At 62.0% G+C, this 22,890-nt stretch carries 17 protein-coding genes; 3 read left to right on the forward strand and 14 right to left on the reverse strand.

Annotation, left to right across the window (positions count from 1 at the left end):
• Nucleotides 1–3: 3 nt before the first annotated feature.
• Genes AC1Q6C_RS07440 through AC1Q6C_RS07460 form a run of 5 tightly spaced genes read right to left on the reverse strand, consistent with a single transcriptional unit; the run spans nt 4 to nt 7,265 of the window.
• Nucleotides 4–1,167, reverse strand: a complete 1,164-nt coding sequence (locus tag AC1Q6C_RS07440; protein ID WP_047269390.1) for a VWA domain-containing protein — start codon at nt 1,165–1,167, stop codon at nt 4–6.
• Nucleotides 1,164–3,350: a DUF5682 family protein gene (locus AC1Q6C_RS07445; RefSeq protein WP_234552306.1), complete on the reverse strand. Its 2,187-nt coding sequence runs from the start codon at nt 3,348–3,350 to the stop codon at nt 1,164–1,166. Before AC1Q6C_RS07445 ends, AC1Q6C_RS07440 begins: the two co-directional genes overlap by 4 nt.
• Entirely contained in the window at nt 3,347–4,480 is a 1,134-nt protein-coding gene (locus AC1Q6C_RS07450; RefSeq protein WP_003943132.1) for an ATP-binding protein, read from the reverse strand. The genes AC1Q6C_RS07445 and AC1Q6C_RS07450 overlap by 4 nt, the downstream gene beginning before the upstream one ends.
• Complete coding sequence (locus AC1Q6C_RS07455) at nt 4,477–5,961, reverse strand: DUF5691 domain-containing protein (protein ID WP_064687866.1); 1,485 nt, start codon at nt 5,959–5,961, stop codon at nt 4,477–4,479. Before AC1Q6C_RS07455 ends, AC1Q6C_RS07450 begins: the two co-directional genes overlap by 4 nt.
• On the reverse strand, nt 5,958–7,265 hold the full coding sequence (locus AC1Q6C_RS07460; protein WP_064075021.1) for an SWIM zinc finger family protein: 1,308 nt from the start codon (nt 7,263–7,265) through the stop codon (nt 5,958–5,960). The genes AC1Q6C_RS07455 and AC1Q6C_RS07460 overlap by 4 nt, the downstream gene beginning before the upstream one ends.
• Before the next feature lie 116 nt (nt 7,266–7,381).
• On the opposite strand from AC1Q6C_RS07460, the gene AC1Q6C_RS07465 reads away from it, so the two are divergent.
• Nucleotides 7,382–8,692 (forward strand): HNH endonuclease signature motif containing protein, encoded by a 1,311-nt coding sequence (locus AC1Q6C_RS07465; RefSeq protein WP_492666475.1) that lies wholly within the window; start codon nt 7,382–7,384, stop codon nt 8,690–8,692.
• Between the two features lie 107 nt (nt 8,693–8,799).
• Here AC1Q6C_RS07465 and AC1Q6C_RS07470 read toward each other — a convergent pair whose 3' ends face one another.
• The 5 genes from AC1Q6C_RS07470 to AC1Q6C_RS07490 form a co-directional block, all read right to left on the reverse strand.
• Nucleotides 8,800–10,089, reverse strand: coding sequence for a PucR family transcriptional regulator (locus AC1Q6C_RS07470; RefSeq protein ID WP_064075023.1), 1,290 nt, complete (start codon nt 10,087–10,089; stop codon nt 8,800–8,802).
• Nucleotides 10,090–10,124: 35 nt separating this feature from the next.
• A complete protein-coding gene (locus AC1Q6C_RS07475; protein ID WP_030536102.1) occupies nt 10,125–11,558 on the reverse strand; it encodes a phytoene desaturase family protein in 1,434 nt (477 codons plus the stop codon).
• Entirely contained in the window at nt 11,555–13,402 is a 1,848-nt protein-coding gene (locus AC1Q6C_RS07480; protein ID WP_492666476.1) for a DUF3556 domain-containing protein, read from the reverse strand. Before AC1Q6C_RS07480 ends, AC1Q6C_RS07475 begins: the two co-directional genes overlap by 4 nt.
• Nucleotides 13,403–13,487: 85 nt before the next feature.
• Nucleotides 13,488–14,960, reverse strand: coding sequence for a class I adenylate-forming enzyme family protein (locus AC1Q6C_RS07485; RefSeq protein WP_042451673.1), 1,473 nt, complete (start codon nt 14,958–14,960; stop codon nt 13,488–13,490).
• Nucleotides 14,961–15,108: 148 nt separating this feature from the next.
• Nucleotides 15,109–16,002 (reverse strand): LysR family transcriptional regulator ArgP, encoded by an 894-nt coding sequence (locus tag AC1Q6C_RS07490; RefSeq protein WP_007730552.1) that lies wholly within the window; start codon nt 16,000–16,002, stop codon nt 15,109–15,111.
• Between the two features lie 75 nt (nt 16,003–16,077).
• Between AC1Q6C_RS07490 and AC1Q6C_RS07495 the strand changes: the two genes are divergently transcribed.
• Both AC1Q6C_RS07495 and AC1Q6C_RS07500 read left to right on the forward strand, forming a co-directional pair.
• Nucleotides 16,078–16,698 (forward strand): LysE/ArgO family amino acid transporter, encoded by a 621-nt coding sequence (locus AC1Q6C_RS07495; protein WP_003943198.1) that lies wholly within the window; start codon nt 16,078–16,080, stop codon nt 16,696–16,698.
• Nucleotides 16,699–16,812: 114 nt separating this feature from the next.
• Nucleotides 16,813–18,135, forward strand: coding sequence for a ClC family H(+)/Cl(-) exchange transporter (locus AC1Q6C_RS07500; RefSeq protein WP_073513474.1), 1,323 nt, complete (start codon nt 16,813–16,815; stop codon nt 18,133–18,135).
• 44 nt (nt 18,136–18,179) lie between these two features.
• On the opposite strand, the gene AC1Q6C_RS07505 is transcribed toward AC1Q6C_RS07500, so the two are convergent.
• The 4 genes from AC1Q6C_RS07505 to AC1Q6C_RS07520 all read right to left on the reverse strand — a co-directional run bounded on the left by AC1Q6C_RS07505 (nt 18,180) and on the right by AC1Q6C_RS07520 (nt 22,830).
• Nucleotides 18,180–19,049, reverse strand: a complete 870-nt coding sequence (locus AC1Q6C_RS07505; protein WP_073513473.1) for a TIGR03619 family F420-dependent LLM class oxidoreductase — start codon at nt 19,047–19,049, stop codon at nt 18,180–18,182.
• Nucleotides 19,050–19,371: 322 nt separating this feature from the next.
• Nucleotides 19,372–20,562 (reverse strand): 4-hydroxybenzoate 3-monooxygenase, encoded by a 1,191-nt coding sequence (locus tag AC1Q6C_RS07510; RefSeq protein ID WP_162114096.1) that lies wholly within the window; start codon nt 20,560–20,562, stop codon nt 19,372–19,374.
• 98 nt (nt 20,563–20,660) lie between these two features.
• Nucleotides 20,661–21,413, reverse strand: coding sequence for an IclR family transcriptional regulator (locus tag AC1Q6C_RS07515; protein WP_003943227.1), 753 nt, complete (start codon nt 21,411–21,413; stop codon nt 20,661–20,663).
• A gap of 49 nt (nt 21,414–21,462) precedes the next feature.
• Complete coding sequence (locus AC1Q6C_RS07520) at nt 21,463–22,830, reverse strand: NAD(P)/FAD-dependent oxidoreductase (protein ID WP_003942969.1); 1,368 nt, start codon at nt 22,828–22,830, stop codon at nt 21,463–21,465.
• Between the last annotated feature and the right edge of the window lie 60 nt (nt 22,831–22,890).

Genomic DNA, 22,890 nt, shown 5'->3' on the forward strand with positions numbered 1-22,890 from the left:
CGGTCAGTGCTGTTCGAGGCTGAGCTGATCCGCCCAAGCCGACACGTCCCCGCGTTCCAGAGCCACCGCCAGCAGTTCCGGAAACTTGTCCGGCGTGCACGCAAACGCGGGAATCCCGAGGGCACTCAGCGACGCTGCATTGTCGTGATCGAACGACGGTGCCCCGTCGTCCGAGAGTGCCAGTAGAACCACGACTTGAACGCCGGAGTTCTTCATGGCGGCCATCCGGCGCAACATCTCGTTGCGAATACCGCCCTCGTAGAGGTCCGAGATCAGAACGAACATCGACTCGGCAGGACGCGAGATCAGTGACTGGCTGTACGCGATTGCGCGGTTGATGTCCGTGCCCCCACCAAGTTGGGTCCCGAAAAGGACGTCGACTGGATCGGACAGTTTGTCCGTCAGGTCGACGACGGCAGTGTCGAAAACCACGAGCGAAGTCTTCAGCGCCTGCATCGACGCCAACACCGCGCCGAACACGGATGCGTAGACGACGCTGGACGCCATCGAACCCGATTGGTCGATCGCCAGGACTACGTCGCGCTGCACGGATTTCGACTTGCGGCCGTATCCGACGAGCCGCTCGGGGACGACGGTTCGATACTCCGGAAGGTAGTGCGACAGATTTGCTCGGATGGTTCGGTCCCAGTCGATGTCACGCAACTTCGGATTCGACGTTCTGGCCGAACGATTGAGTGCCCCGGTCACCGCGGCCTTCGTTTTCTGCGCGATTCGCTCTTCGACTTCCCGAACCACCTTGCCGACGACCATTCGAGCAGTTGCCTTGCTGGCCTCCGGCATGACCTGGTTGAGGCTCAGCAGCGTCCCGACCAGATGCACATCGGGCTCGACGGCATCGAGCAGTTCCGGTTCGAGCAGCAACTGCGCCAAACCCAGTCGGTCGATCGCGTCCTTCTGCATCACCTGCACCACCGTGCTGGGAAAGTACGTCCGGATATCGCCGAGCCATCTGGCGACGGACGGAGCCGACGCCCCCAATCCGGCTGAGCGGCGTCGCCCCTTGGTCGGGCCGGACGAATCGTAGAGTGCGGCAAGAGCTGCATCCATTCGACGCTCGCCCGGCTGGCCCAGCCCACCCGTCGATTCTTCGGCGGATTCCCCGAGCATCAGTCTCCAGCGTCGAAGGCGCTGATCGTCGTCGCTCATGCGCCCACCCCCAAGATGTCCGCAACGACCGCCATTGCCGCTCTGCCGCGTCGAGCATCGGTCTCCACTGTCGTTTCGACGCGTCGTCCACCTCTGACCGCCTGACCGATCGCTCGACGCTCCCCCGCCTCGAACGCTCCGAACGTACGTCGAAGCAGTGGAAGCGTGTCGATGAAGTCCTGCTCACGAAGTTGGCGAACCCACGTGTCGATCAGCGTGAGCAACGCTCGATCGTGAACGAGCACAAGCCCTCCTCCACCGAGAAACCCGTCGACCCACCCGGCTTTGGCGGTCGGTGTGCTTCCAACCGACAGGGCCCGAGACAAGCGCTGGGCTGCAGCGGTTTCCGTGATCGAACCGCTGTCGCGCAGTAGCCGCACCATCCGGCCGACGAGTAATCCGTTGACGTCGTCACGGTCGATCACGCCAGCCATGGCCTGCAGCCACCGTGCGCTCGCATCGCGATCGTCACGAACCATGACTGCCGAGTGAACCTTGTCGAGGTGTTCGCGAAACTCCTCGGCACTGGGATCGTCCAGGCCCGTGACGGCGACTGCGAGGCCGGTGCAAATGCGGATCAACAGGCTGTCGGCGACGTCGACCAAGGCAGACACGTCGGTTCCGCGCACATCGCCGTACCGCAGCGTTCGCGTCAGCGTGGGCAGCGCCGCCATCAGGTGCGACACGTCATGATCTAGTGCCGCCACCGTTTTCACACTTTCCAGCACAGCGGACAACGCTGCCGGCAGGTTCGCCAGGAGCGAGTTCTCCAGTAGTCCGATCAGTGACGCGAGGGAGATGTCCGGCTCGTTGATCTTCGAGACGACACGTGATGTTGCCGCTGCAGCCACCGTCGTGCCCCACAGCGACGCCTCGATCACCGAGACCGAGAATTCGGGCTTCCATTGCAGCGCCCAAGTCTCCCGGAACGTTCCGGTGGAACGGACCTCACTGTCGGCCGGGGTTCCCCAATCGATCTCGAGGATCCCCAGTCGGTGCAGGAACTGGGAACGCTCGACGTCGATATCGCGTCGCAGGTCCAGATCGAGAGTCTTTGCTCCCGCTTGTTGTCTGAGCCGCAAGGTCTTCGAGCGTGCGCGCAGGTCTGCTTCGAGTGGGACTGTCGGAGTTTCCTCGGGCACCGCGCCCAGCGCTTCGCCCACAACCAATCTTCGCGTGATCAGATCCAGAAGAACGTCGTTCCCGTCGCACATCACCGACCTCGTTGCCTCGGTGACCTCCGACAATCCCGCCAAGGGTCGAGAACGCAGTGCCGCCAACGTATCTGCCAAACGGACAGCTTCGATGACGTGAGCACTCGAGATCGGAAGGTCCTCGTCCCTGAGCACCCGCGCAACTTTGGTGAGCCACCGCGTGATCGTCTTGTCGTTCGCGGTGAACAGGTGGTGATACCAGCCCGGCGAGGTAATTCCGGCGCCGTAACCCGATGCCGATGCCAGACGTGAGTGAGTCCAGGGAACCCACGTCAGCGAGGTCTTGACCTTGGACATTCCTTTGAGGATGCGAGCATCGGGTGCCGCCGGCCCCAAGGCTCCGACCAACGCCGGCGCGTGCCAGGCTCCGCAGACGACCGCTACCCGCTCAGCGCCATCTTTCAACGTCTTTCGCAGCACCTGACGCATATACGCTTCGCGATGCGCTGTCTCCTCGTCGATCGGCACTGTCTCACGCAGCGCCTCCATCGCCTCGGTGATCGCATCGAAAGAATCTGCGCCCGAGCTCGATTCGATCACCGAATCCCACCAGCGTTCGGTGTCGTCGAAACCCGCGGCCGCGGCCAGTTCCGACAGAGGATCGCCCTCGCGGACAGTACGAATCCCCTGATCCGCCAACACGTTGAAGGCGGGCAGATCGCAGAACCGTGCCTGCACACCGTTCTTCGCAGCCCACTGCAGCGCTTGCCATTCGGGTGAGAACACCGCAAACGGCCAGAAGGCCGCCTTCGACGGCTCGCCAGTGGCGTACGCGAGCAACGCAATCGGTGGTTCCATCGATTCCGACGCCGCCAGCATCACCAACGGGTCTGCGTCCGAAGGCCCTTCGATCAGGACGACGTCAGGCGAGAACTCTTCCAGACCCTGCCGAACCGAACGAGCAGATCCCGGGCCGTGGTGACGGATACCGAAGACCCGGACACGCAGGTCCGGAATCACGATGGTCACCCGGTGACCTCGCGGCACGCCCGGTAGAAGTCGGACCACTCGCCGCGTTCACGCACTACTGCCTCGAGGTACTCGTTCCACACCACCTTGTCTGCGACCGGATCCTTGATCACCGAGCCCAGGATTCCGGCAGCGACGTCGGATGCCCGCAGTACGCCGTCCCCGAAATGCGCAGACAACGCCAAACCGTTGGTGACCACCGAGATCGCCTCCGCCGTCGACAGAGTTCCGGACGGGGACTTCAACTTGGTGCGGCCGTCGGTGGTCGTGCCTGATCGCAGTTCCCGGAACACGGTGACGACCCGGCGAATTTCCTCGGCTGCTGCGGGGGTTGTCGGCAATTCCAGTGCTGCGCCCAGCTGTTCGACTCGACGTGCCACGATGGCCACCTCGTCTTCCTCGCTGGCCGGCAAAGGGAGGACTACGGTATTGAACCGTCGACGCAGTGCGGACGACAGGTCGTTGACACCGCGATCGCGATCGTTGGCGGTAGCGATCAGGTTGAAGCCCTTGGCTGCCTGCACCTCGATGCCCAGCTCCGGCACCGGCAACGTCTTCTCGGAGAGAATGGTGATGAGGGCGTCCTGCACGTCGGCCGGAATGCGCGTCAACTCTTCGACGCGGGCGATCTTCCCGGTTTCCATCGCCGTCATCACGGGAGAAGGCACCAGCGCACCGGCGGTCGGCCCCTCGGAGAGAAGACGTGCGTAGTTCCAGCCGTAGCGGATAGCTTCCTCGGGCGTGCCCGACGTGCCCTGGACCAGGAGCGTCGACGCACCCGAGATTGCGGCCGAAAGATGTTCGGAGACCCAGGTCTTGGCCGTACCGGGAACCCCCAACAGCAGTAGCGCCCGGTCGGTGGCAAGAGTTGCGACGGCCACTTCCATCAACCGCCGTGGACCGACGTACTTCGGCGAAATGACGGTTCCGTCGTCGAGAGTGCCACCCAACAGATACGTCACGACGGCCCAGGGCGACAAGTTCCACGACGGTGGACGCGGACGAGTGTCCTGCGCGGCCAGTGCTTCGAGTTCGAGCGCGTACTCCTGCTCTGCGTGGGGCCGCATCAGCCTTGCCGGTTGCGCGAGCTTTTCCGGTTCCGTGGTGGGCACGGTTACGCTGTCAGTCATGTGAGCTCCTCGAGCAGGGTCTTGCGGTGGGTGATGGCGCTGGCAGTTCTGGCGAAGGTCTGCCGCCAGTCCGTGTCACGTGCACGTTCCGCAGCACGCTCCAGCAAAGTTACTGCGCTGTAAGGAAATCGAGTCTCGGCCAGGCGCAGCGATGCGACGTACTTGTAGCGTGAGAATTCGCCAGCCTTGGCGCCTCCGTCGGCACGTCTGGCCGCAACTCGTTCCCACTGGGCCACCACTGCCCGGGTGATGTCCTCGGGCCATGGACCTCGCAGAGCGTCGTAGATCGCTGCCCGGCCCGGGTGCAGAACATTGGCGTCGCCGTTTCCGGACCTCAACAGATCAGCCAGCGCCTTGGCCGGCACCAACGGGAGCACGCGTCGATCGGTGGCGGTGCCGCGCATACGAAAGAGTTCCAGCGCCCATTCCGTATTGTTCTGCGCGACTGCGGCGGTGGACCACGCGTCGTGAAGGATCGGCTCCCAGCTTTCGTCAACGCTCATCCCCAAGACCTTGCCTGGTCCACCGATCATGTTGTTCCACAGAGACAACGGCGCAGAACTGATCGCCTGACGCACATACTCGGCACGATAGTCGGTGTGTGGATTCGGCCGGTCTTCGATGCCGTCTCGCCTCGCCGCTGAATCGACTTCCTCAGGCGGGACGATGACGAGCGTGGACCGAACGAGTTTCCTTTCCACCCGCACCCATTTCCGAACCCGAGCAGCCATTCTCTCCCCGAACTCCGATTCGGGGAGTTGTCCGAGTACTTCCACTGCCGCGCGTCGCACGTCCTTGCGACGGTCGTCGAGGGCTTCCTCCAACAATGGTTGATCATCCGCGCTCAGTCCGTTTGCCAGCGCCGCGACGAAGGCAGCCTTCTGTTCGCCCCGCTCGGTGGCCCAGGACTTTCGGAGTTCGGCCAACGCCAGCGCGGGATCTGTTCGACGAGTGTCCATCAGCCACTGTGTGCGCTGCGACGAACTTCCGTGACGCCACACGTCCGGGTTGGCATCCCTGGTTCGGACGAGTTTGCTCCACTCGGGGTTTTGCGCGGCAAGCCATCGACCACGCTCGCCGACCATCTGCAGGATGCTCTCCCGGTGAGCTTCACTTGCACGTGCAAAGGAAAGCAACTCGGCGACCAGATGATCAGGCGCACGGTAATTGTGCTCCAACGCGACTGCGAACCATTCGTCGAGCAAGGTCGCCTTGGCCGCGAGCATCGACAGCAGATGCGCCGATGAGGATTCCGGCAGCGTGAATCGAACATCGTCTGGCGCAGATGTCGGCACCGCCGCCGTGGTGGAGCCCGCACCGCCACGGCGGTACGCCCTCTCCAACGCTGCTCCTGCGAGAAGCATCTCGGCAGGATCGCCGTCGAGTTCGCGAGCGTAGCCACGCACTTCAGCCGGCAGCTCCTCGAATGTTGTTGCTGTTCTGGCTGTCCCAAGGAGCGCCGCTGAGATCAATGTACTCACAGCACGATCACCTGCCCTCCCGTGAAAACCGAGATCGGAGTAAGAGCCAGCGCGTTCCACGTTCCGCAGACTGTGACCGGGTAACCGCCGGAAATGCCGAGCAACTTCCACAGAAGATCCGAATCACCCTCTGCCCGAAGCGCTGTGCCCGATTCGTCGACGACAAACCATGATCCGTCGACGAACGACGGGACCACCGAACTGATCACTGCCGGCCACGAGCGCAACCATGGATCCGCGGCGAGGGCATCGGTAAACTGCTGCAACGCAGTGTCGATGCTTCCGAACGGCATGGTTGTGAAGGGCTCCGGTTCTCCGTGCGTGACCCCTATCCGCGCCCGCAATGCCGCGGCACCGGGATAGAAATGAACATCGGCGTTGAGCAGAAACCCGACTGGCGGCGTTTCGGTGGCAAAATTGGGTGACCCGTGGGAGAAGTCGAGCAGCATGGCCCACCGCTTTGAATTCCTGCCGAGCATCCACACCGTTCGGGTGAACAGTCGCTTCTCCTCGGTGATCCCGGAACCGAGAATCATCCAGTTCTCTTTCACCGGAATCGATTCCATCACACTCTCGGTTGAGACCGGATAGCCGACGTGTGCTTTCACCGAATCGGCAAGATCTTCCGGCAACTCGGACAGCTTCTGATGCGCAGCAACCAGCAGGTGCAACCGAGCCAACTCGTCGAGGACTTTCTCAGGCCAGTTCTCGGTAGACGCAACGGTGCCCGCCAAGGCTCGAAGTGTGCCTGCGACACCAGGCGCCTGAGCATCCACCATTCGAGCAGCTACTGCGTCGAAGCCCGCCCAGGATGTGTCCATCGCTGCCAGACCACTGCGGATCTGATCGGTGATCCACAGGTCCAATTCGACGAGACCGCTCGCAACGCGGTCGGCGCGCTTCTGCGCTGTCGCCGGGTCGGGAGCCCTCTTGGGAGCCTCGTCGCCGGTCTCAGCCCTTTCGCCGCGGGTCTCGGCCTTCTCCTCGCGGCGCAACAACCACTCTGCCGCGAAGTCGGCGGGCTCGTCCGCCGACGGCACACGCCCTTCCGACCATTCCACCAACAGCCCCAGAGCATGTTTGCACGGAAACTTTCGACTGGGGCACGAGCACTTGTATGCAGGGCCCCTCAGGTCGACCACTGCTTGATACGGCTTCGAGCCGCTGCCCTGACACAGCCCCCAGAGCGCGAGACCCCTGTTGCCGGCATGGCTCCACGAACCAGCCAACTTGCGCGCAGCGGCCAGCGATGCGGCGTCCGGAGCTACCGACGCCACCTGCCCAGCTGTCCACGGCGAAGTCACTCGACCACAGTATGACAACCCGCTGACATCACAGAGTCAGGCCGATTCGTTGGTGAATAACCCGTTGACTCGAACACATATTCGAATATGATTTCGGGAGGGGATCGGGGGATTCAATGAGTGTCTTGTTGTCGGACGTGGTGTCGGGTTCTGCGGTGGGGTTACGCGGACGGTTGTGGCAGTTGTCTGCTGCAGAGTTGCGCGCTGCTGCGGTGTCGGCGAGTGCGGAGATTCTGCGCCTCGAGGCTGTGCGTGTGGCGGTGGTGGACGAGTTGTCGTTGCGCCCGGATGATCAGGTGATTGCCAGCCGCGGAGTGGGGTCCTGGTTGGCGGCCAACACGATGCTGCAGGTTCGGGACGGGAAGAAGATCGCCGCGTTGGGTACTGCTTTGCGGCCGTTTCCGGCGGTGGCGGCTCGGTTCGATGGCGGGGATTGCTCGTTCGAGCATGCTGTGTTGATCGTGGCGTTCTGTGAATCACCACCGAAAGGCATGCCGGAGGAGGCGCTACCGAAGTGCATCGATTTGTTGCTCGCTGCCGCGTCGGGGGTGGAGGCGACGACGACGAAAGTGCGGAACGTGATCGCGACCTTGGAGCGGTTGTTCGAATCGGATGAGATCCCGCCCGCCGAAGATGTCGATCTCAACGAGTTGCGGATCGCGTCGACCTTGAACGGTCGAGTGGTGGTGCGTGGTGATTTCGACGCCCTCACCGGGGAAATGCTGCTCTCCGCGTTGTCGAATCTGACGATGCCGACCCCGGCACCGGACGGGACTCCCGATGCTCGGTCGGCGGCGAAACGCACCGCGGACGGGTTCACCGAACTGATCCGGCGTTACCTGGACTGCGCGAAAACCGGTACCGATGGTGGTCAGCGTCCGCATGTGAACGTGCACATCAATGCTCGGGATCTGGCGGAGCATCGGGATTGTGCCGCACAGTCTTCGGATTCGAGTGATGACGGCTCACTGGAGCCGGCCGATCTTGATGTCGGGCACATGCCCTGGCTCGGACCACTGTCCGTGTCACAGACCAGACTCCTCGGCTGCGACTGCTTCCTCTCCACCGTCCTGCTCGACGATCACGGCGCACCGCTCGATGCGAAACCAGGAAAGAGGTTGGTCAACGCCGAACAACGCGTCGCGTTGATCGCCCGAGACAGAGGCTGCGCGTTCCCGGGCTGCACATGTGTACCGGCGTGGACTGATGCGCACCATATCCGGCACTGGGCGAACGGCGGCCCGACGGTGATGAACAACCTGGTCCTGCTGTGCCGTTCACATCACCGACTGATGCACCGAAAATCCGGGTTCGTCGGCAAATGGGAAATCCGAATCGGCGCCGACAACAAACCCTGGTTCGTCCCGCCGCCCTCGATCGACCCCGGCCAGCACCCACGGCCCGCGAACACCACCTTCAAAACCTGAGGGGTCAAACCTCTTTGGCGACAACAGAACACGGCCAGGCTCCGCATCGGACATCAAACGCCGATACGGAGCCCACAGGCCGTGTCGCGTCCACAACTTTCCACAACTCACGACGTTCGCGCGGGGCGCAAGACCGATCTACCCAACAACTCACAAACCTGCAGGGCCAGAGCAAGATCCAACTTGTCTCGGCCGGCAGCAACTGGATCGCCGAGCGCCTTGTTGATGCGATACTTCACCGTATTCCGGTGCAGATTCATGTGATTGGCAGTGTGCAGATGACTTTCACCATGTGCAAAGTACACACTCAACGTCGTCCGCAAGGATGCAGCAGAGGGCGTATCTTCCGCCAACGGGCCAAGCACCTCCCAGACCCATGACTTCGTCGAATCGATGTTCTCGGACAGAAGTGAGACCACAGCGACGCCGCGGTCTCCGAAGCTCACCACAGGTCGCTGCGGTGTATCCGGGACGGCAGCAACCGAATAGGCGGCGGTTGCCTGTTCGTGGGACCGTTTGAAACCGTCGACCCCTGACCCCGGCAGTCCGATTGCCACCCGCGCCCCGCCGTCCAACGGCACTGCCGCCGCGAGAAACTCCGGATCCGGCGCAGGCACCCGGCGACCGAACGGCAGCCACGCCCACACCGTGCGTCGATCGATGGCGGTGATGATCGGCGGCTTGTCCGCTCCCGCCGCTGCGCCGAGATCACGTACGAGTCGGTCCAGCGTATTGATGCCCATGACGTCGGCATCCCACGTCGACCAGACCACCAGGGCGACGTGGTTCTGACCGAGGCGGTACCCGGTCTCCGCTTCGAAAGCAGCGGTATCTGCGTTGGTGCCGGACAGGAGGGCGTGGATTGCGGCCGAATGGAGGTTTCCCTGCGCTGCCATCCATCGACTGCGTTCCCGCTCGTACGCGTCGAAGACGTAGAGCGTGATCCAGTCGATGTAGCTGTAGACCACGTCCGAAGTGTGTTTCAGGACAGCCAAAGTGAGTCGCGCCGGAATATCCAGTGTGCTGATCTCGTCGTGACAGATCCGCATCAGATCGCCTTGGCCCATGTGATAGGCCCGGACAAGGGAGTTGGACGGGACATCCCGCTGCGCCAGACGCAGCGCGTATTCCACTGCAGCAGTGGTGGGTTGGAGATGATCGATCGGAATGTCGTTGGCCAATACGTGGATGATCGTCGTGATGTTTCCCTGCACGCTGGCCTCGAGCATTTCGAGCAATTTGGCGTCTGCATCCAATTGGTCGATTTCGTGAGCCATCATGAAGGCCATCTCACGCGCGATGTCGGCGCTGCGCTCGTCGAGTCGTCGTGCCAACTCGGCAACCACCGCAAGCACTTCCGGCTCCGCGGCTGCAGGCACTCGGGCGAGGCGCCGCATCGCACCGGCGCCTCGCTCCTTGTGCGATGGACTACTCACAGAACTTCCGCACCCTTTCGTCGCAGGTACTTCAGAGCCGATTCGGCTGCGTTGTACCCGCACATTCCATGTGCTCCGGCACCCGGCGGGGTCGAGGCCGAGCACAGGTAAGTGCCCGCGATCCCCGTGCTGTACGGATCGACTGCGACGCGCGGACGCAAGACAACCTGCAGTTCGGTGTTGGCACCTCCGATGATGTCGCCGCCTACCTGATTCGGATTGTCCTCTGCCAGGTCAGCTGTACCACTGCTCGACGTCGCGACGATCTGCTCCCGGAATCCTGGCGCAAACCTCTCGATCTGACGGATGATCGCCTCCGTAGCGTCGCCGGCGTAACCGTGAGGCACGTGCGCATAGGCATACAGAGGATGAACGTTCCCGGCGGATCGGGTGGGATCAGCCAGGTATTGCTGACCTAGGAGCACGAACGGCCGGTCCGGCATACGGCCTGAATTCGTCTCACGCTCAGCGGCCACGATTTCGTCGAAACCACCTGCCAGATGGACAGTTCCGGCCCGAGCACAGTCCGGATTGGTCCACGGCACATGACCTTCGATCGCAAAATCGACCTTGAATGCTCCGGGAGCCTGCTTGAACTTTCGATAGGCCCTCGCCACTCGACCAGGGAGTCGATCGCCCAGAATTTCGAGCGCACCCCCCGGATTGACATCCAGCAGAACAACATCGGCGTCCGGAATCTCGGAGGCCGTACGAACCCGAACGCCGGTGTCGATCTTGCCGCCGTGATCGAGGAGCATCGCAGCCATCGCGTCGGTGATCGACCGCGAACCTCCCTCGGCAACCGGCCAACCGTAGCGGTGACCAGCAGCAGTGATCATCAATCCCACCGCCGAGGTGGCCGGACGGTTGAGTGGATAGAAGGCGTGTGCGGCAACCCCGCCGAACAGCGCCTTCCCCTTGTCCGTCTTCCACAGTTTGGCGGTCACCGTTGCCGGAAGCAGCGCTCGCGGACCGAAAGCTGCGAGCCGCAGCGGATGGTGCGGAACATTGACGATCGGGCGCATCAGATCGGACGCCAGCGCATCGAACCCAGTCGACAAGTCACCGAACATGCGTTGCCATCGAGGCCCGTCAGCGCCGAGCCCCGCAGCCGTCTGCTCCAGCGAGCGGTACAGGACCCCGGCGTCCCCGTTGTCGAGCGGATGCGCGCAGTCCACCTCTGCCCATCTCCAGATCAGCCCGTATCGCTCGAGGTCCAGCTTGGACAGGTACGGCGAGCCGATACCCATCGGGTGAAACGCCGAGCAGTGATCATGGATCAACCCCGGCACGTCGATCGGACCGGAGCGGGTGCCTCCGCCGATCTGGTCGGCAGCCTCGAGCACCTGCACGTCCACACCGCTACGTGCGAGGTGTACCGCGGCAGCGAGCCCATTGGGCCCGCTGCCGACGACTACGGCCTTTGTCACTTACTCACCTCTTGCTCGCTACCGCTGACCCTCGTACGCATCTTCGGTTCGGAGACAACCTGCGGATCCGTTGCCGCGCGGTCGGCCCGTACGTCCAGTGTCCACTGAACGTCGAACGGAATGGGCCCGTTCGGCAACCACGGCTGTTCGGCGACTGCGTCGGCGACCTTGAAAGTACCTCGTTCGATGACACCGAGAGCGGCATCGATCACCTGGTACTCCTGCGTTCCCTTGTGGATGGGCTGCGATTCGATCCAGGTCACCAGGAACTCACCGGGTGCGAAATTGCAGCGACGCTGAATGGCTGCGATCAACTTCGCGTCGTGCAGGTGCCCGTCACCGAAGTTGAAGGCGACGATGGAGTTGCACATGAACTCTGCTTCCCGCAGTGAGTACGTGTTGATGTCGTCGCCGAGGTGCCTGATCATCAGAGAGAACAGCGCACGCCCCTGGCTGTGCATGGAACGCCAGCCCAACAGCTGATGCAGAACGACATCGGACACATCTTCGGGGTACATCGTCATCAACTGATTGCGCGTATCCGGCGACGGACGCTTGATGAACTGGTCGATCTTGGCTTCAGCGCCCGGCGCGAATGCCCACGTCGCGGATGCCCAGTTGCCGGCGTACTGACGCATCGACGGCAGGAAGGACACCAGATCGGGTCGAAGGTTTCCGAGAATGGGGAAGAAGGCAAGGGCTGCAACAATTCCCGCGGTAATCCACGGTGAGGACATGGCGCCGAGTCCGTAGCGGTCCCATGCCGGGAATCCCAGGAACAGGAAGACCGAGGCGTAGGCGAACAGAAGATTCCATTCGAGTGGGACGGCAAGCGGGAAGGTCGACGCGATGAACAGATGGAATCCGACCATGAGGATCACGGCGAGGATCGTGAGGGTCTTGTTCGTCGAGAACAGCAGTATCAACGGGGTGACGATTTCGACCATCGTTCCGGCCACGTGTGCGACGCCGCCGCCCAGGTGTGAAGGCCGCAGATCCTCCGGGAAATTCCGGTAGTGGGCGCGCTTGATCTTCTTCGACGGGATCCACGGGGTATTGCTGAGCATCGGAGGAACCACCAGCGAGAAATGGCGACCGAACTTCGAGACACCGGCACCGATCCACACCATGACGATCAGCAGTTTGAGCGCCAGGATCATGTCGACGAACGGCAGGAATGTGAAGAAGAAGATCGCCGGCAGGTACTGCTCACTACGGGCAGCGATGAAGGGCACCTTGTCCCGCAACCCGAGAATCACCATGAGTACCAGGAAGGAGTACAAGACCGTCGGGCGCACCAGTCCGACATTGTCAGCGATTGCCGAATCGATTCCTGTGGTGTGAACACCGGGGAGAACAGCGGCAACAAGGAGATTGGCGACTGCGGCGGCATAGATGAAGACGTCGAACACCGTGCGGGTGTCACCCGAGGTGAGCGGCACTTTGCCCGGCCACGGTGGCAGACGAATCGTGCCGGGGCGGAGCCAGTAGAGAACTCCACCGGTCATCGGCTTGAAGTGGCCGGCGAGCGGTCCCCAGGATCCTGCCAAGCCCAGCATCTCGAGCATCATCGTCCAGATGATGAGTTTCTGGTAGACGATCGGCTGGTTCCACCACGATCCGATGTCGAACCACGAGAGGCCGGAAGTCAAAGTGGCAACGGCTGTTCCAGCTGCCAGGTAGAGGAACAACAGTTTCATGATGTAGACGGTGTGGACCATCTTCGGCGTACCGAAGCCGTAATCCACCCAGTGCGTGGACATGTCACGCAGACGCTCGAGAAACGGCTTGTCCATGAACGTTGCCGGATCGACGGGAGGGAAGTTTCCTTCTTTGAATCCCATGATGTGCTCCTGAAATACGGAATGTGGGCATGACGGATCGACTCGACGGACGTCGTCGAGCTGTGCTGGTATTACGGGGAAGTGACTAGTGAGCGGGAGTTGCGCTCAAAGCTCGTCTCATTCCAGGTTTGTCGATCTTGCCCACCGGGTTTCGGGGAAGCGCATCGACGACGTAGATCGCCACTGGCACCTTTACTCGGGTGAGCAAGGCCGTGACATGTTCGAGCAGTTCGTCTTCGGTGACGGGTGCATCGGGGTAGGCAACGACATAGGCAACTGGCACCTCTCCGTAGACCTGGTGCGGAGCGCCGATGACGGCTGCCTCGAGCACGGAAGGATGTGTAGCGAGCGAATTTTCGATCTCCTTGGGGTAGATGTTCTCTCCCCCACGGATGATCATGTCCTTGATGCGATCGACCAGGGTCAGGTAGCCGTCCTCGTCGAGGACTCCGACGTCACCGGTATGCAACCAACCATCCTTGACGGTCTTCGCAGTCTCCTCCGGCTTCCCCAGATAGCCACGCATCACGTTGCCACCCTTGATGACCACCTCTCCGGCAGTCCCGGCGGGCGCAAAGGTTCCGTCCTCGGCAAGAATGGCAATCTGCTGGCCGGGCAACGCCGGGCCGACCGTACCGAGTTTGCGCACGCCGTCCACAGGATTGCAGGCCGACGCACAGGTCCCCTCGGTGAGTCCGTAACCTTCCACGATCACGAAACCGAAACGCTGCTCAGCGCGTTCGAGGAGTTCCTTGCTGATCGGCGCCGCACCGCACACGGCAAACCTCAAGGACGACGTGTCGATCGAAGGGTCTTCCGGCTGTGAGGTCAGCATCGCGTAGATTGCCGGCACCGCCGAGAAATACGTGGGGCGAAGCCGCGCGACGTCGTCGAAGAATCTCGAAACCGAGAACTTCCCGGTGACACTCACCTGTCCGCCGACAAGTAAGGGCGTCAAGACGCTGACGCAGATCGCGTTGACATGGAACAGCGGCAGAATCAGCAGGCAGTGATCCGCGCCGGTAACACCGATGTTCTTGCCCATCGACGAAGCCATGAACTGCAGGTTGGCATGCGTGAGCATCACTCCCTTGGGCCGTCCGGTGGAGCCGCTGGTGTAGATGAGCAACGCCAGATCGTCTGCTGCAACATCGATTCCGGGTCGGGGATCGGTCGGCGGCACTGTCGCCAGATCTTCGACGGCCAGCACTGCTCGGCCGCCCGAGGGTGCGTCGGCAGTGGCGGTGATGACCAACTCGGCCCCGGAGTCCGCGATCTGGTAGTCCGCTTCGTTCGCGGTGAACATCGGATTGATGGGTGTAGCCGCAGCACCGATGCGCCAGGCAGCCATGATCGCGATCAGCAACTCGACGCGATTGGGCAGCATGATCGCCACCACGTCACCGAGGCCGATTCCGAGTCCGGCCAATTGCGCGGCAACAGCTTCCGTGCGATCTGCGAACTCTTCATACGTGAGTTCGACGTGGTCGTCCCGCAAGCACGGCTTCTGCCCGTACTTCTCTGCAAGATCCCAAGCCAGATATCCGATGTTCGCCACGAGAGTCAGCACCTTTCATTCGTGTGTGACTCAAAACACTATCGGCGTCCTGCGGCCGAAGAAACGGTCCCAGGGGATCAACTTGTCCAGGTTCTTTGTTCCCTGAGCACAACACCGCCCGAGCACAACACCGCACGTGCGGTGCACATCAGCTCGACGGCTGATGCAACACCTCGTGGGCGCGTCTGGTCACCACCTCGGAGATCCGGCGCAAGACAGGTGACGACAGTTTCCACTGCTGCCAGTACAGCGGAACGTCGTCCACGAAGTCCGGATCGAATCCGATCAGCACGCCGGAGCGATCGTCGTCGCCGCGCTGCAGGTCCGGTATCAATCCCCAGCCGTATCCCCGCCTGACGGCGTCCGCGAAGTCTGCCGATGAAGGAACAAGATGACGGGGCGGATCGGCGGGGTGGCCGACCTTTTGATCGAGGTACCGATCCTGCAGTAGATCCTTGCGATTGAACACAACCAGCGGCGCCTCCGAAAGGGATTCGGCCGTGACACCGTCTGCGAACCAACGACGGCAGAACTCCGCACTCGCCATCGGCCGATACCGCATGATGCCCAACCGACTGGAGGTACACCCTTGAATCGGTGACGCAACAGACGTGACGGCAGCCATGACCGAACCGTCGCGCAGCAGTTCGGTGGTGTGGTCTTGATCGTCGAGATGAAAATCGAAACTGACTTCTTGCGTGAACTCCGCGAGGGCCCCGAGAACCCAGGTGGACAGCGAATCGGCATTGACCGCGATCGAGACACGCGCAAACATCCCTGAACCATTTTCAAGGCCGAGCTCTCGCACGGTGTCACGCGACAAAGCGTCTATCTGACGTGCAAGACGCAGGACTTCTCTCCCGGAATCGGTGACCTGGACGGGTTTGGTGCGCTGCACCAGGATCCGGCCAACCGAGGTCTCGAGACCTTTGATTCGTTGGCTGACCGCCGAAGGCGTGATGTGTAGTTTCCGCGCCGCCGCCTCGAAGGTTCCCTCGTCGACCGCGGCGTGCAATGCCCTCAGTTGCTCGAAATCCAACATAATCTGAAGCTACTCTGATGTGTCCTTAGAATCATTAGCTGGACTGAATGATATCTGCGCGGCAGGCTCGACAACATGCTCAGCACCAACGACCCTGCGTCGGCCCTCGTCGGTTTCGGGGTCGGACTGTCTTTGATCGTCGCAATCGGCGCCCAGAATGCGTTTGTTCTTCGTCAAGGCCTGACGCGATCGCACGTACTCCCGATCGTCGCAGTGTGCGCGTTGTCAGACGCAATTCTGATCCTCGCGGGCGTCAGCGGAATCGGGACCCTCCTCGAACACGCACCGTCGATGATCACGTTCGTTCGTATCGCCGGCGCCGTTTTCCTCCTCAGCTATTCGCTCTTCGCCGCCAAGCGGGCACTTCACCCCCAGACGTTGGCACCGGATCGACATGGCAACGGGTCGAGGCTTGCCGCCGTCACGATGGCATTGGCTCTCACCTGGCTCAATCCACACGTGTACCTCGACACCGTCGTGCTCATGGGTTCCATCGCCAACGGTCGCGGCGAGATCGGACGTTGGTGGTTTGCCGCCGGTGCCATCACGGCAAGTGTGGTCTGGTTCGGCGCCCTCGGTTACGGCGCACGTCTGCTGACGCCGCTTTTTGCGAAACCCAACGCCTGGCGGGTTCTCGATGCTCTGATCGCCGTGATGATGGCGGTTCTCGGAATCAGCCTGCTTGTCGAATTGTGACCAGGCTGCACAACCTCGATCCGACCCTGCGGGTAGCGCGATGGGTTACCGTCCAAGGTGAGGAAGCTCAATTCACCTGTCGCGAGTTGTGACCATCAGGTAGGGCTGATCACGATGACCGAGGACGATGGCGGCACCGAACCGCGTGACTCCAACCGCGGACTGGGTTTGCTGTGTCTACTCGCTGCGGTCGCCGGCGTCGGGGTCGGATTTGTCGGCGGCGCGTTCCGTTGGTGTCTGATCAGGGCCGACGAACTTCGTCAGGCGATCGTGAACTGGGCGCATCATGTTCCGTACGTCGGGTGGCTCGTGCCGGTCCTCCTGGTGGCCCTGTGCACCGTACTTGCCGTACTGATCGTCAGACGAGTGCCCCTCGCAAAGGGAAGCGGCATCCAGCACGTCGAGGCGGTGTCCCGCGGTGAAGCGAAACCGCCGGGAATCAATCTCGTGCCCGCCAGATTCATCGGCGGCCTCTTGGCGATCGGCTCCGGTCTGGTTCTCGGTCGTGAAGGCCCCACCGTACACATGGGTGCGGCGATCGGAGCAGAAGCGGGACGGCGAGCCCGCCTCACCGAACCCGACGTCGCCATGCTGCAAACATCCGCGGCCGGAGCAGGACTCGCTGTCGCATTCAACGCGCCGATCGCGGGAGCACTGTTCGTCTGCGAGGAGGTGACGCACTCGTTCCGGCTGCGCACCGTGCTGCCAACGCTTTTCGGTGTTTCAGTGGCGGTGGGCTGTGCACGGATCGTCATCGGTGATCAACCCGATTTCGAGGTCGGCACCGTGCCGACACCTCAACTTGCACTCTTGCCACTGTTCGTCGTCTTCGGAATCCTCACGGGGCTACTGGGTATTGCGTACAACCGCCTGATTCTGGGACTACTCGACATCGTGGCACGACTCGACAAGATCCCACCGACTGTCATCGGCGCAACGATCGGCGCCGTCATCGGCCTGACGCTGTTCCTCGACCCGTTGGCCAGTGGGGGCGGCGACGTTCTTGCACAGATGATCGTCGGCGGAAGGATCTTCGTACTGCCGATCCTGCTGCTGTACTTGGTGGTTCGGTTCTTCACCGGCCCGCTCTCGTATGCCGCTGGAACTCCCGGCGGACTGTTCGCTCCCTTACTCGCTCTCGGCGCGCTCTGGGGGTCGATCTTCACCGGACTGTCGAGCTTCGTGCCCGGAGTGGACGCCGGGCTCACGGTCACCATGGCCACCGTCGGTATGGCTGCCTTCTTCGGCGCCGTAGTACGCGCACCGTTCACCGGCATCGTGATCGTGGTCGAGATGACCGCGGTGACGTCGACGCTGGTCCCGATGCTCGCTGCCACTGCGGCAGCGGTATTCGTCACCACGTCGGCAGGGTCGGCACCTATCTACGACAGTCTGCGCGAACGGATGTTGGAGCCGCAACGCCCGCATACGGATTGATCCCCGCACACGGGTCATTGCAGCACGGGCGCGCTACGTGAATTTCAGAATTTGCAGATGACTTCCTCGGAGAACCTGCGTACCGCATCTTTCTTCGCTTCCAGGTCGCAGTCGAACCCGAGGCCGTACATGGCCCAAGGAATGACGATCGATTCCGTCACTCCGCTATCGGCCAGTTCCAAGGAGCCGTCGAGACCGAAGCGATCGGCGCAGACGGCCTGAATTTCGAACGGGAACTCGGCGCGCCCGTACTCGACCCGCAGGACGCTGATCCTCGCGATGAGAGCTTGCAGATCAGCGAAAGAGACTGTAGCCGAGGTCCAACCGTCACCCACTCGCGCTGCACGGCGCAATGCGGCCGCGGAATGTCCTCCGATGTAGATGGGGACGGGATCGATCGGCGCCGGGCTCATCTGCAGCCTGTCGAAGTCGAAGAACTTGCCGTGATGTTCGACCATACCGCCGCCTAGAACCAGTCGCAGTACCTCGAGCATCTCGTCGACTCGCGGGCCTCGATCCTTGGGGGAAGCGCCGCACCACTCGAATTCCTCTGGCGCCCAGCCCACACCGACCCCGAGACCGAAGCGGCCTCCTGTCAGATTCGCGACCGACCCCACCTGGCTTGCCAGCAGCAGAGGATTGCGTGAGCTGAGCTCGAGCACCTGCGGATAAAAGCGAATCTTCGACGTTCCGGGTCCCATGAAGGCCGCGGCAATCATGGGGTCTACAAATGGTGTCTTCGCGTCCCACATCCGCACACCGTCAGCGGTATACGGATACCCGGTAGCGCCCCGCTCGGGAAAGAACAGTGAGTCGGGCATCGTGATCGAAGAAAAGCCGCATTCTTCGGCCACTTTCGCAAGTGCAACGAGTTGAGAGAGGGGAATCATCGCCACGGCGAGGCTGAACTTCATCGGAAGATCCCTCTGTTCAGTTGACCGGAGCGACTGAAGTGCCTCGATGAGCTCGAAGTCGGTTCGCACCGATCGGCTTGGGAGACAGTGGATCCTGAACAGTCACTTCTTGCAACGCTCAGTCATACGACAACTCCCCCGCAGTGCGGTCGAAGCATCAGCCACCCTCGGTTGGACAAGGACGTGTTCGAGGTTACAAAGCTCCCGCTACTTCGGCTCGGCGGCTTCCCGCCTGGCGGACACATACCAAGAACTTCGGGGTCCTGGTGACACCTGGCACCCCACTCCCCCTGATTTCGCACCGTGCAACCTGCGAATCGGCCTACTGATGCAAGGGAGTTCCGACGTAGTTCTCGGCGATCAGCGTTCGTCCGGCCACCGAACGCGTGACCATGTCCAACTCGGCCAACTGTCGGCGATGCCCGAAACCGCTGTCGTCTGGCAAGCGATGGAGCATCGACGACATCCACCACGAGAAGTGCTGCGTCCGCCACACACGCGGCAACACCGTTTCGGTGTACCCGTCCAGCATCTTTCGTTCGGACGAGGTGAAGAAACCGTCCATTGCCTTCGCCAGTGCGTAAACGTCGGCGATCGCGAGATTCATTCCCTTCGCGCCGGTCGGCGGCACGGTGTGCGCCGCATCCCCGGCAAGAAACAGGTTGCCGTGCTGCATCGGCTCACACACGAAGCTGCGGAACTGGAGGATCGACTTCTGAAAGATTTTGCCGTCCTTGATCTCCGCCCCCTCACCGTCGACGCGCATGTGCAGCTCGTCCCAGATTCGATCGTCGGACCAGTTGTCCACGGAGTCGTCCGGATCGACCTGAAGGTAATGACGCTGTACCTCGGGCGTCCGTGTGCTGATCAGTGCAAACCCGCGCTCATGGTTGGCATAGATCAGTTCTTCGGACGACGGCGGCGCCTCGGCCAGGATGCCGAACCACGCGAAGGGATACTGGCGGAAATGATCCGTTCGGATCGACGGTTCGGGAATCAGCTTTCGCGTTCCGGTGCGTGAACCGTCGCAACCGGCCACCAGGGCGCACTCGAGCTTCTGATCATTTCCGTCCGAGTCGACAAAAGTGATACTCGGGCGATCCGATTCGTGATCGTGTACTTGCGCGTCGGACACTCCGAATCGAATGTCCCCGCCGTCAGCGAGACGCCGCGCGATCAGATCCTTGAGCACCTCGTGTTGCGGATACACCGTGACTGCTCGCCCGTCGGTCAGTTCGTCGAACGCGATTCGGTGCCCTCGTCCACCGAATCGCAACTCGATTCCGTGATGTTCGAGGCCCTCCCGCTTCAGTCGATCACCGAGTCCGGTCTCGACCATGAGATCAACCGTGTTCTGTTCGAGCACGCCGGCACGAATGGTGCCTTCTACCTCTTCGCGGGTGCGGCATTCCAGGACAACCGAATCGATTCCCTTCAGATGCAACAGATGCGAGAGCATCAACCCGGCGGGACCACCACCGACGATTCCGACCTGGGTGCGTGAAGAAGACATACAGAGAGCTCCTGAGGTGAGTGACGATTGAGACCACCCTCGACCACGATCACTCCTCTGAACAGCTGCAATTTCACTCAGTGAAAGACCGAAACGAGCTATCGAAACCCACCGCTACCAAGCCCGCGTGATATTCCACGGGCGGCCGCGACCAACGCCGGCAGTAAAGGAGCCGGATCCTGCTCCACCGGAACAACTGTCGAGACCGCTGCCACGACACTGCCCCCGGCTTCGCGGACAGGAGCGGCGACGGCAAGGGTTCCGACGTTCAGATACTCGCGACAGACCACGAATCCGGCGCGCCTGATCTCGTCGAGAGTTGCTCGCAAAATCCGCTCGGAAGTAATGGTTTTGGGAGTGAACGACTCGAGGCCGGCGCGAAGGACGTCGTCGAGAAGCTCGGTTCCGCCGTGCGCGAGGAGAATCAATCCACCGCTGGACGCGTGCAACGGCAATCTTCCGCCGGCACGGCCGACCACGGTGACGGCGCTACGCGAGGACAAGCGCTCGAGGTACAGAGCCTCGGTGCCCTCACGAACGACCAACTGCACGTTCTCTCGGGTGACCTCGTACAGGTCTTCGAGGAACGGCAACGCCACCTGCCGTAGGCCGTGAGCGCCGGGAGCGAGAGCGCCGATCTCCCACAACCGGACTCCGACCTGGTACTTGCCGTCACTCCGACGCTCGAGTGCGCCCTCAGCCACCAACTGCCCACACAGTCGGTGGACGGTGGGCAGAGGCAAACCGCTGCGACGACTGATCTCCGACTGCGTCAACCGCGGCGATTTCGCGTCGAAGGCACCGAGCACGATAAATGCCCGGCCGATCAACGAACGCTCGCCTGATGCCATTCACACAGTGTGACTGACATCAGGCGAAACGTGTTCAGGCGGTGCGGAGCTACGCGGAGTGCGCCAATTCCGGTTCGCGTTCGGTCACCGGCGGCGTGGCCTCGATCTTCATCGGCTCCTGCGCGTAGTGGAAGTGCGGACGACGGTGACCGATGAACGAACCGAACCACGACATCACAGCGACATACCGGTTGCGGAAGCCCACCAGATACATCACGTGCACGGCCAGCCACATGAACCAGGCGATCGTGCCCTTGAACTCGACCTTGCGGACGCGACACACAGCGCTGAATCGGCTGATGATCGACATGCTGCCCTTGTCGAAGTACTTGAAAGGCGTTCCGGCCTTGACCTTTCCGTTCACAGTCTTCGCTGCGTGACGGCCACCCTGCATTGCAACGGGCGACTGACCCGGCAGACCGTTCAGCGAAGTCATGTCGCCGATGGCAAAGACGTTGGCAAACCCGCCGACGGTCAAGTCCGGATTGATGAGCAGACGACCTGCACGGTCACTCTCACAACCGGTCGCCTCGCCGAGCACTGCTGCGAAGTCGTTGGCGCGAACACCGGCCGACCAGATGACGGTCTCGGCGTCGATGCGCTTCTCTTCCTTGGTCTTTGCCGAAGAGACGGTGACACCGTGCTCGTCGATGGCGGTGACCATGGTGTTGAGAACAACCTCGACACCCGACTTCTCGAGCGAGGCCTGTGTGTACTCACTGAGCTTGCCGCCGAAGGCCGGAAGCGCAACGCCCGCGCCCTCGACCATGGTGACCGTGACCTCGTCGGCGCTGATGTTGTTGATGGACTTGGCGAAGTAGCGACGCGCCAGTTCCTTGATCTGTCCGGCGAGCTCGACGCCGGTCGCGCCTGCACCGACGACAACGAAGCTGAGCAGGTTGCGGCGAACCAGCGCGTCGTTGGTGGTGTGAGCCTCTTCGAAGCAACGCAGGATCTGCTTACGCAGGACCTCGGCATCCTCGACGGTCTTGAGCTTGTAGGTGACCTTTTCGAACTCGTCATGACCGAAGTACGCCTGGGTGGCACCGGTGGCTGCGATGAGCGAGCGGTATCCGAGAGTGTGGCGGGTGCCCGAAGCCTCGTAGACGACGGTGTTCTCTTCGGCGTTGACCTCGACGACGCGACCGAGACGCACGTCGGCGTTGGGGTACTTCTGCAGGATCGTGCGGATGGGCGGAGCAACTTCGCCTGCCGACAGAACACCCGTCGCCACCTGGTAGAGCAGCGGCTGGAAGAGGTGCTCGGTGGTGGCGGAGATGAGGACGAACGGCGTCTTGGACTTCGCGAGGGTCTTGGCCGCGGCGAGGGCTCCGAATCCCGAACCGACGATGACTACCTGAGTCTGCTCGTGTCCAGTCGCGTCGATGTCAGCGCGACCCGCAGCTGTTCTATCCACAACAAATCTCCTCAACCAAATTGAAAGTATGACTATTACGGTATGGACTGATCATGGGTC

Source organism: Rhodococcus sp. MT28, from assembly GCF_058792695.1.

What these genes read in the sequence shown, in the direction of transcription:
- AC1Q6C_RS07440 (WP_047269390.1), bottom strand. Translation starts at nt 1,167, where the DNA reads ATGAGCGACGACGATCAGCGCCTTCGACGCTGGAGACTGATGCTCGGG.
- AC1Q6C_RS07450 (WP_003943132.1), bottom strand. Translation starts at nt 4,480, where the DNA reads ATGACTGACAGCGTAACCGTGCCCACCACGGAACCGGAAAAGCTCGCG.
- AC1Q6C_RS07465 (WP_492666475.1), top strand. Translation starts at nt 7,382, where the DNA reads ATGAGTGTCTTGTTGTCGGACGTGGTGTCGGGTTCTGCGGTGGGGTTA.
- AC1Q6C_RS07470 (WP_064075023.1), bottom strand. Translation starts at nt 10,089, where the DNA reads ATGCGGCGCCTCGCCCGAGTGCCTGCAGCCGCGGAGCCGGAAGTGCTT.
- AC1Q6C_RS07480 (WP_492666476.1), bottom strand. Translation starts at nt 13,402, where the DNA reads ATGGGATTCAAAGAAGGAAACTTCCCTCCCGTCGATCCGGCAACGTTC.
- AC1Q6C_RS07490 (WP_007730552.1), bottom strand. Translation starts at nt 16,002, where the DNA reads ATGTTGGATTTCGAGCAACTGAGGGCATTGCACGCCGCGGTCGACGAG.
- AC1Q6C_RS07495 (WP_003943198.1), top strand. Translation starts at nt 16,078, where the DNA reads ATGCTCAGCACCAACGACCCTGCGTCGGCCCTCGTCGGTTTCGGGGTC.
- AC1Q6C_RS07500 (WP_073513474.1), top strand. Translation starts at nt 16,813, where the DNA reads ATGACCGAGGACGATGGCGGCACCGAACCGCGTGACTCCAACCGCGGA.
- AC1Q6C_RS07505 (WP_073513473.1), bottom strand. Translation starts at nt 19,049, where the DNA reads ATGAAGTTCAGCCTCGCCGTGGCGATGATTCCCCTCTCTCAACTCGTT.
- AC1Q6C_RS07510 (WP_162114096.1), bottom strand. Translation starts at nt 20,562, where the DNA reads ATGTCTTCTTCACGCACCCAGGTCGGAATCGTCGGTGGTGGTCCCGCC.
- AC1Q6C_RS07515 (WP_003943227.1), bottom strand. Translation starts at nt 21,413, where the DNA reads ATGGCATCAGGCGAGCGTTCGTTGATCGGCCGGGCATTTATCGTGCTC.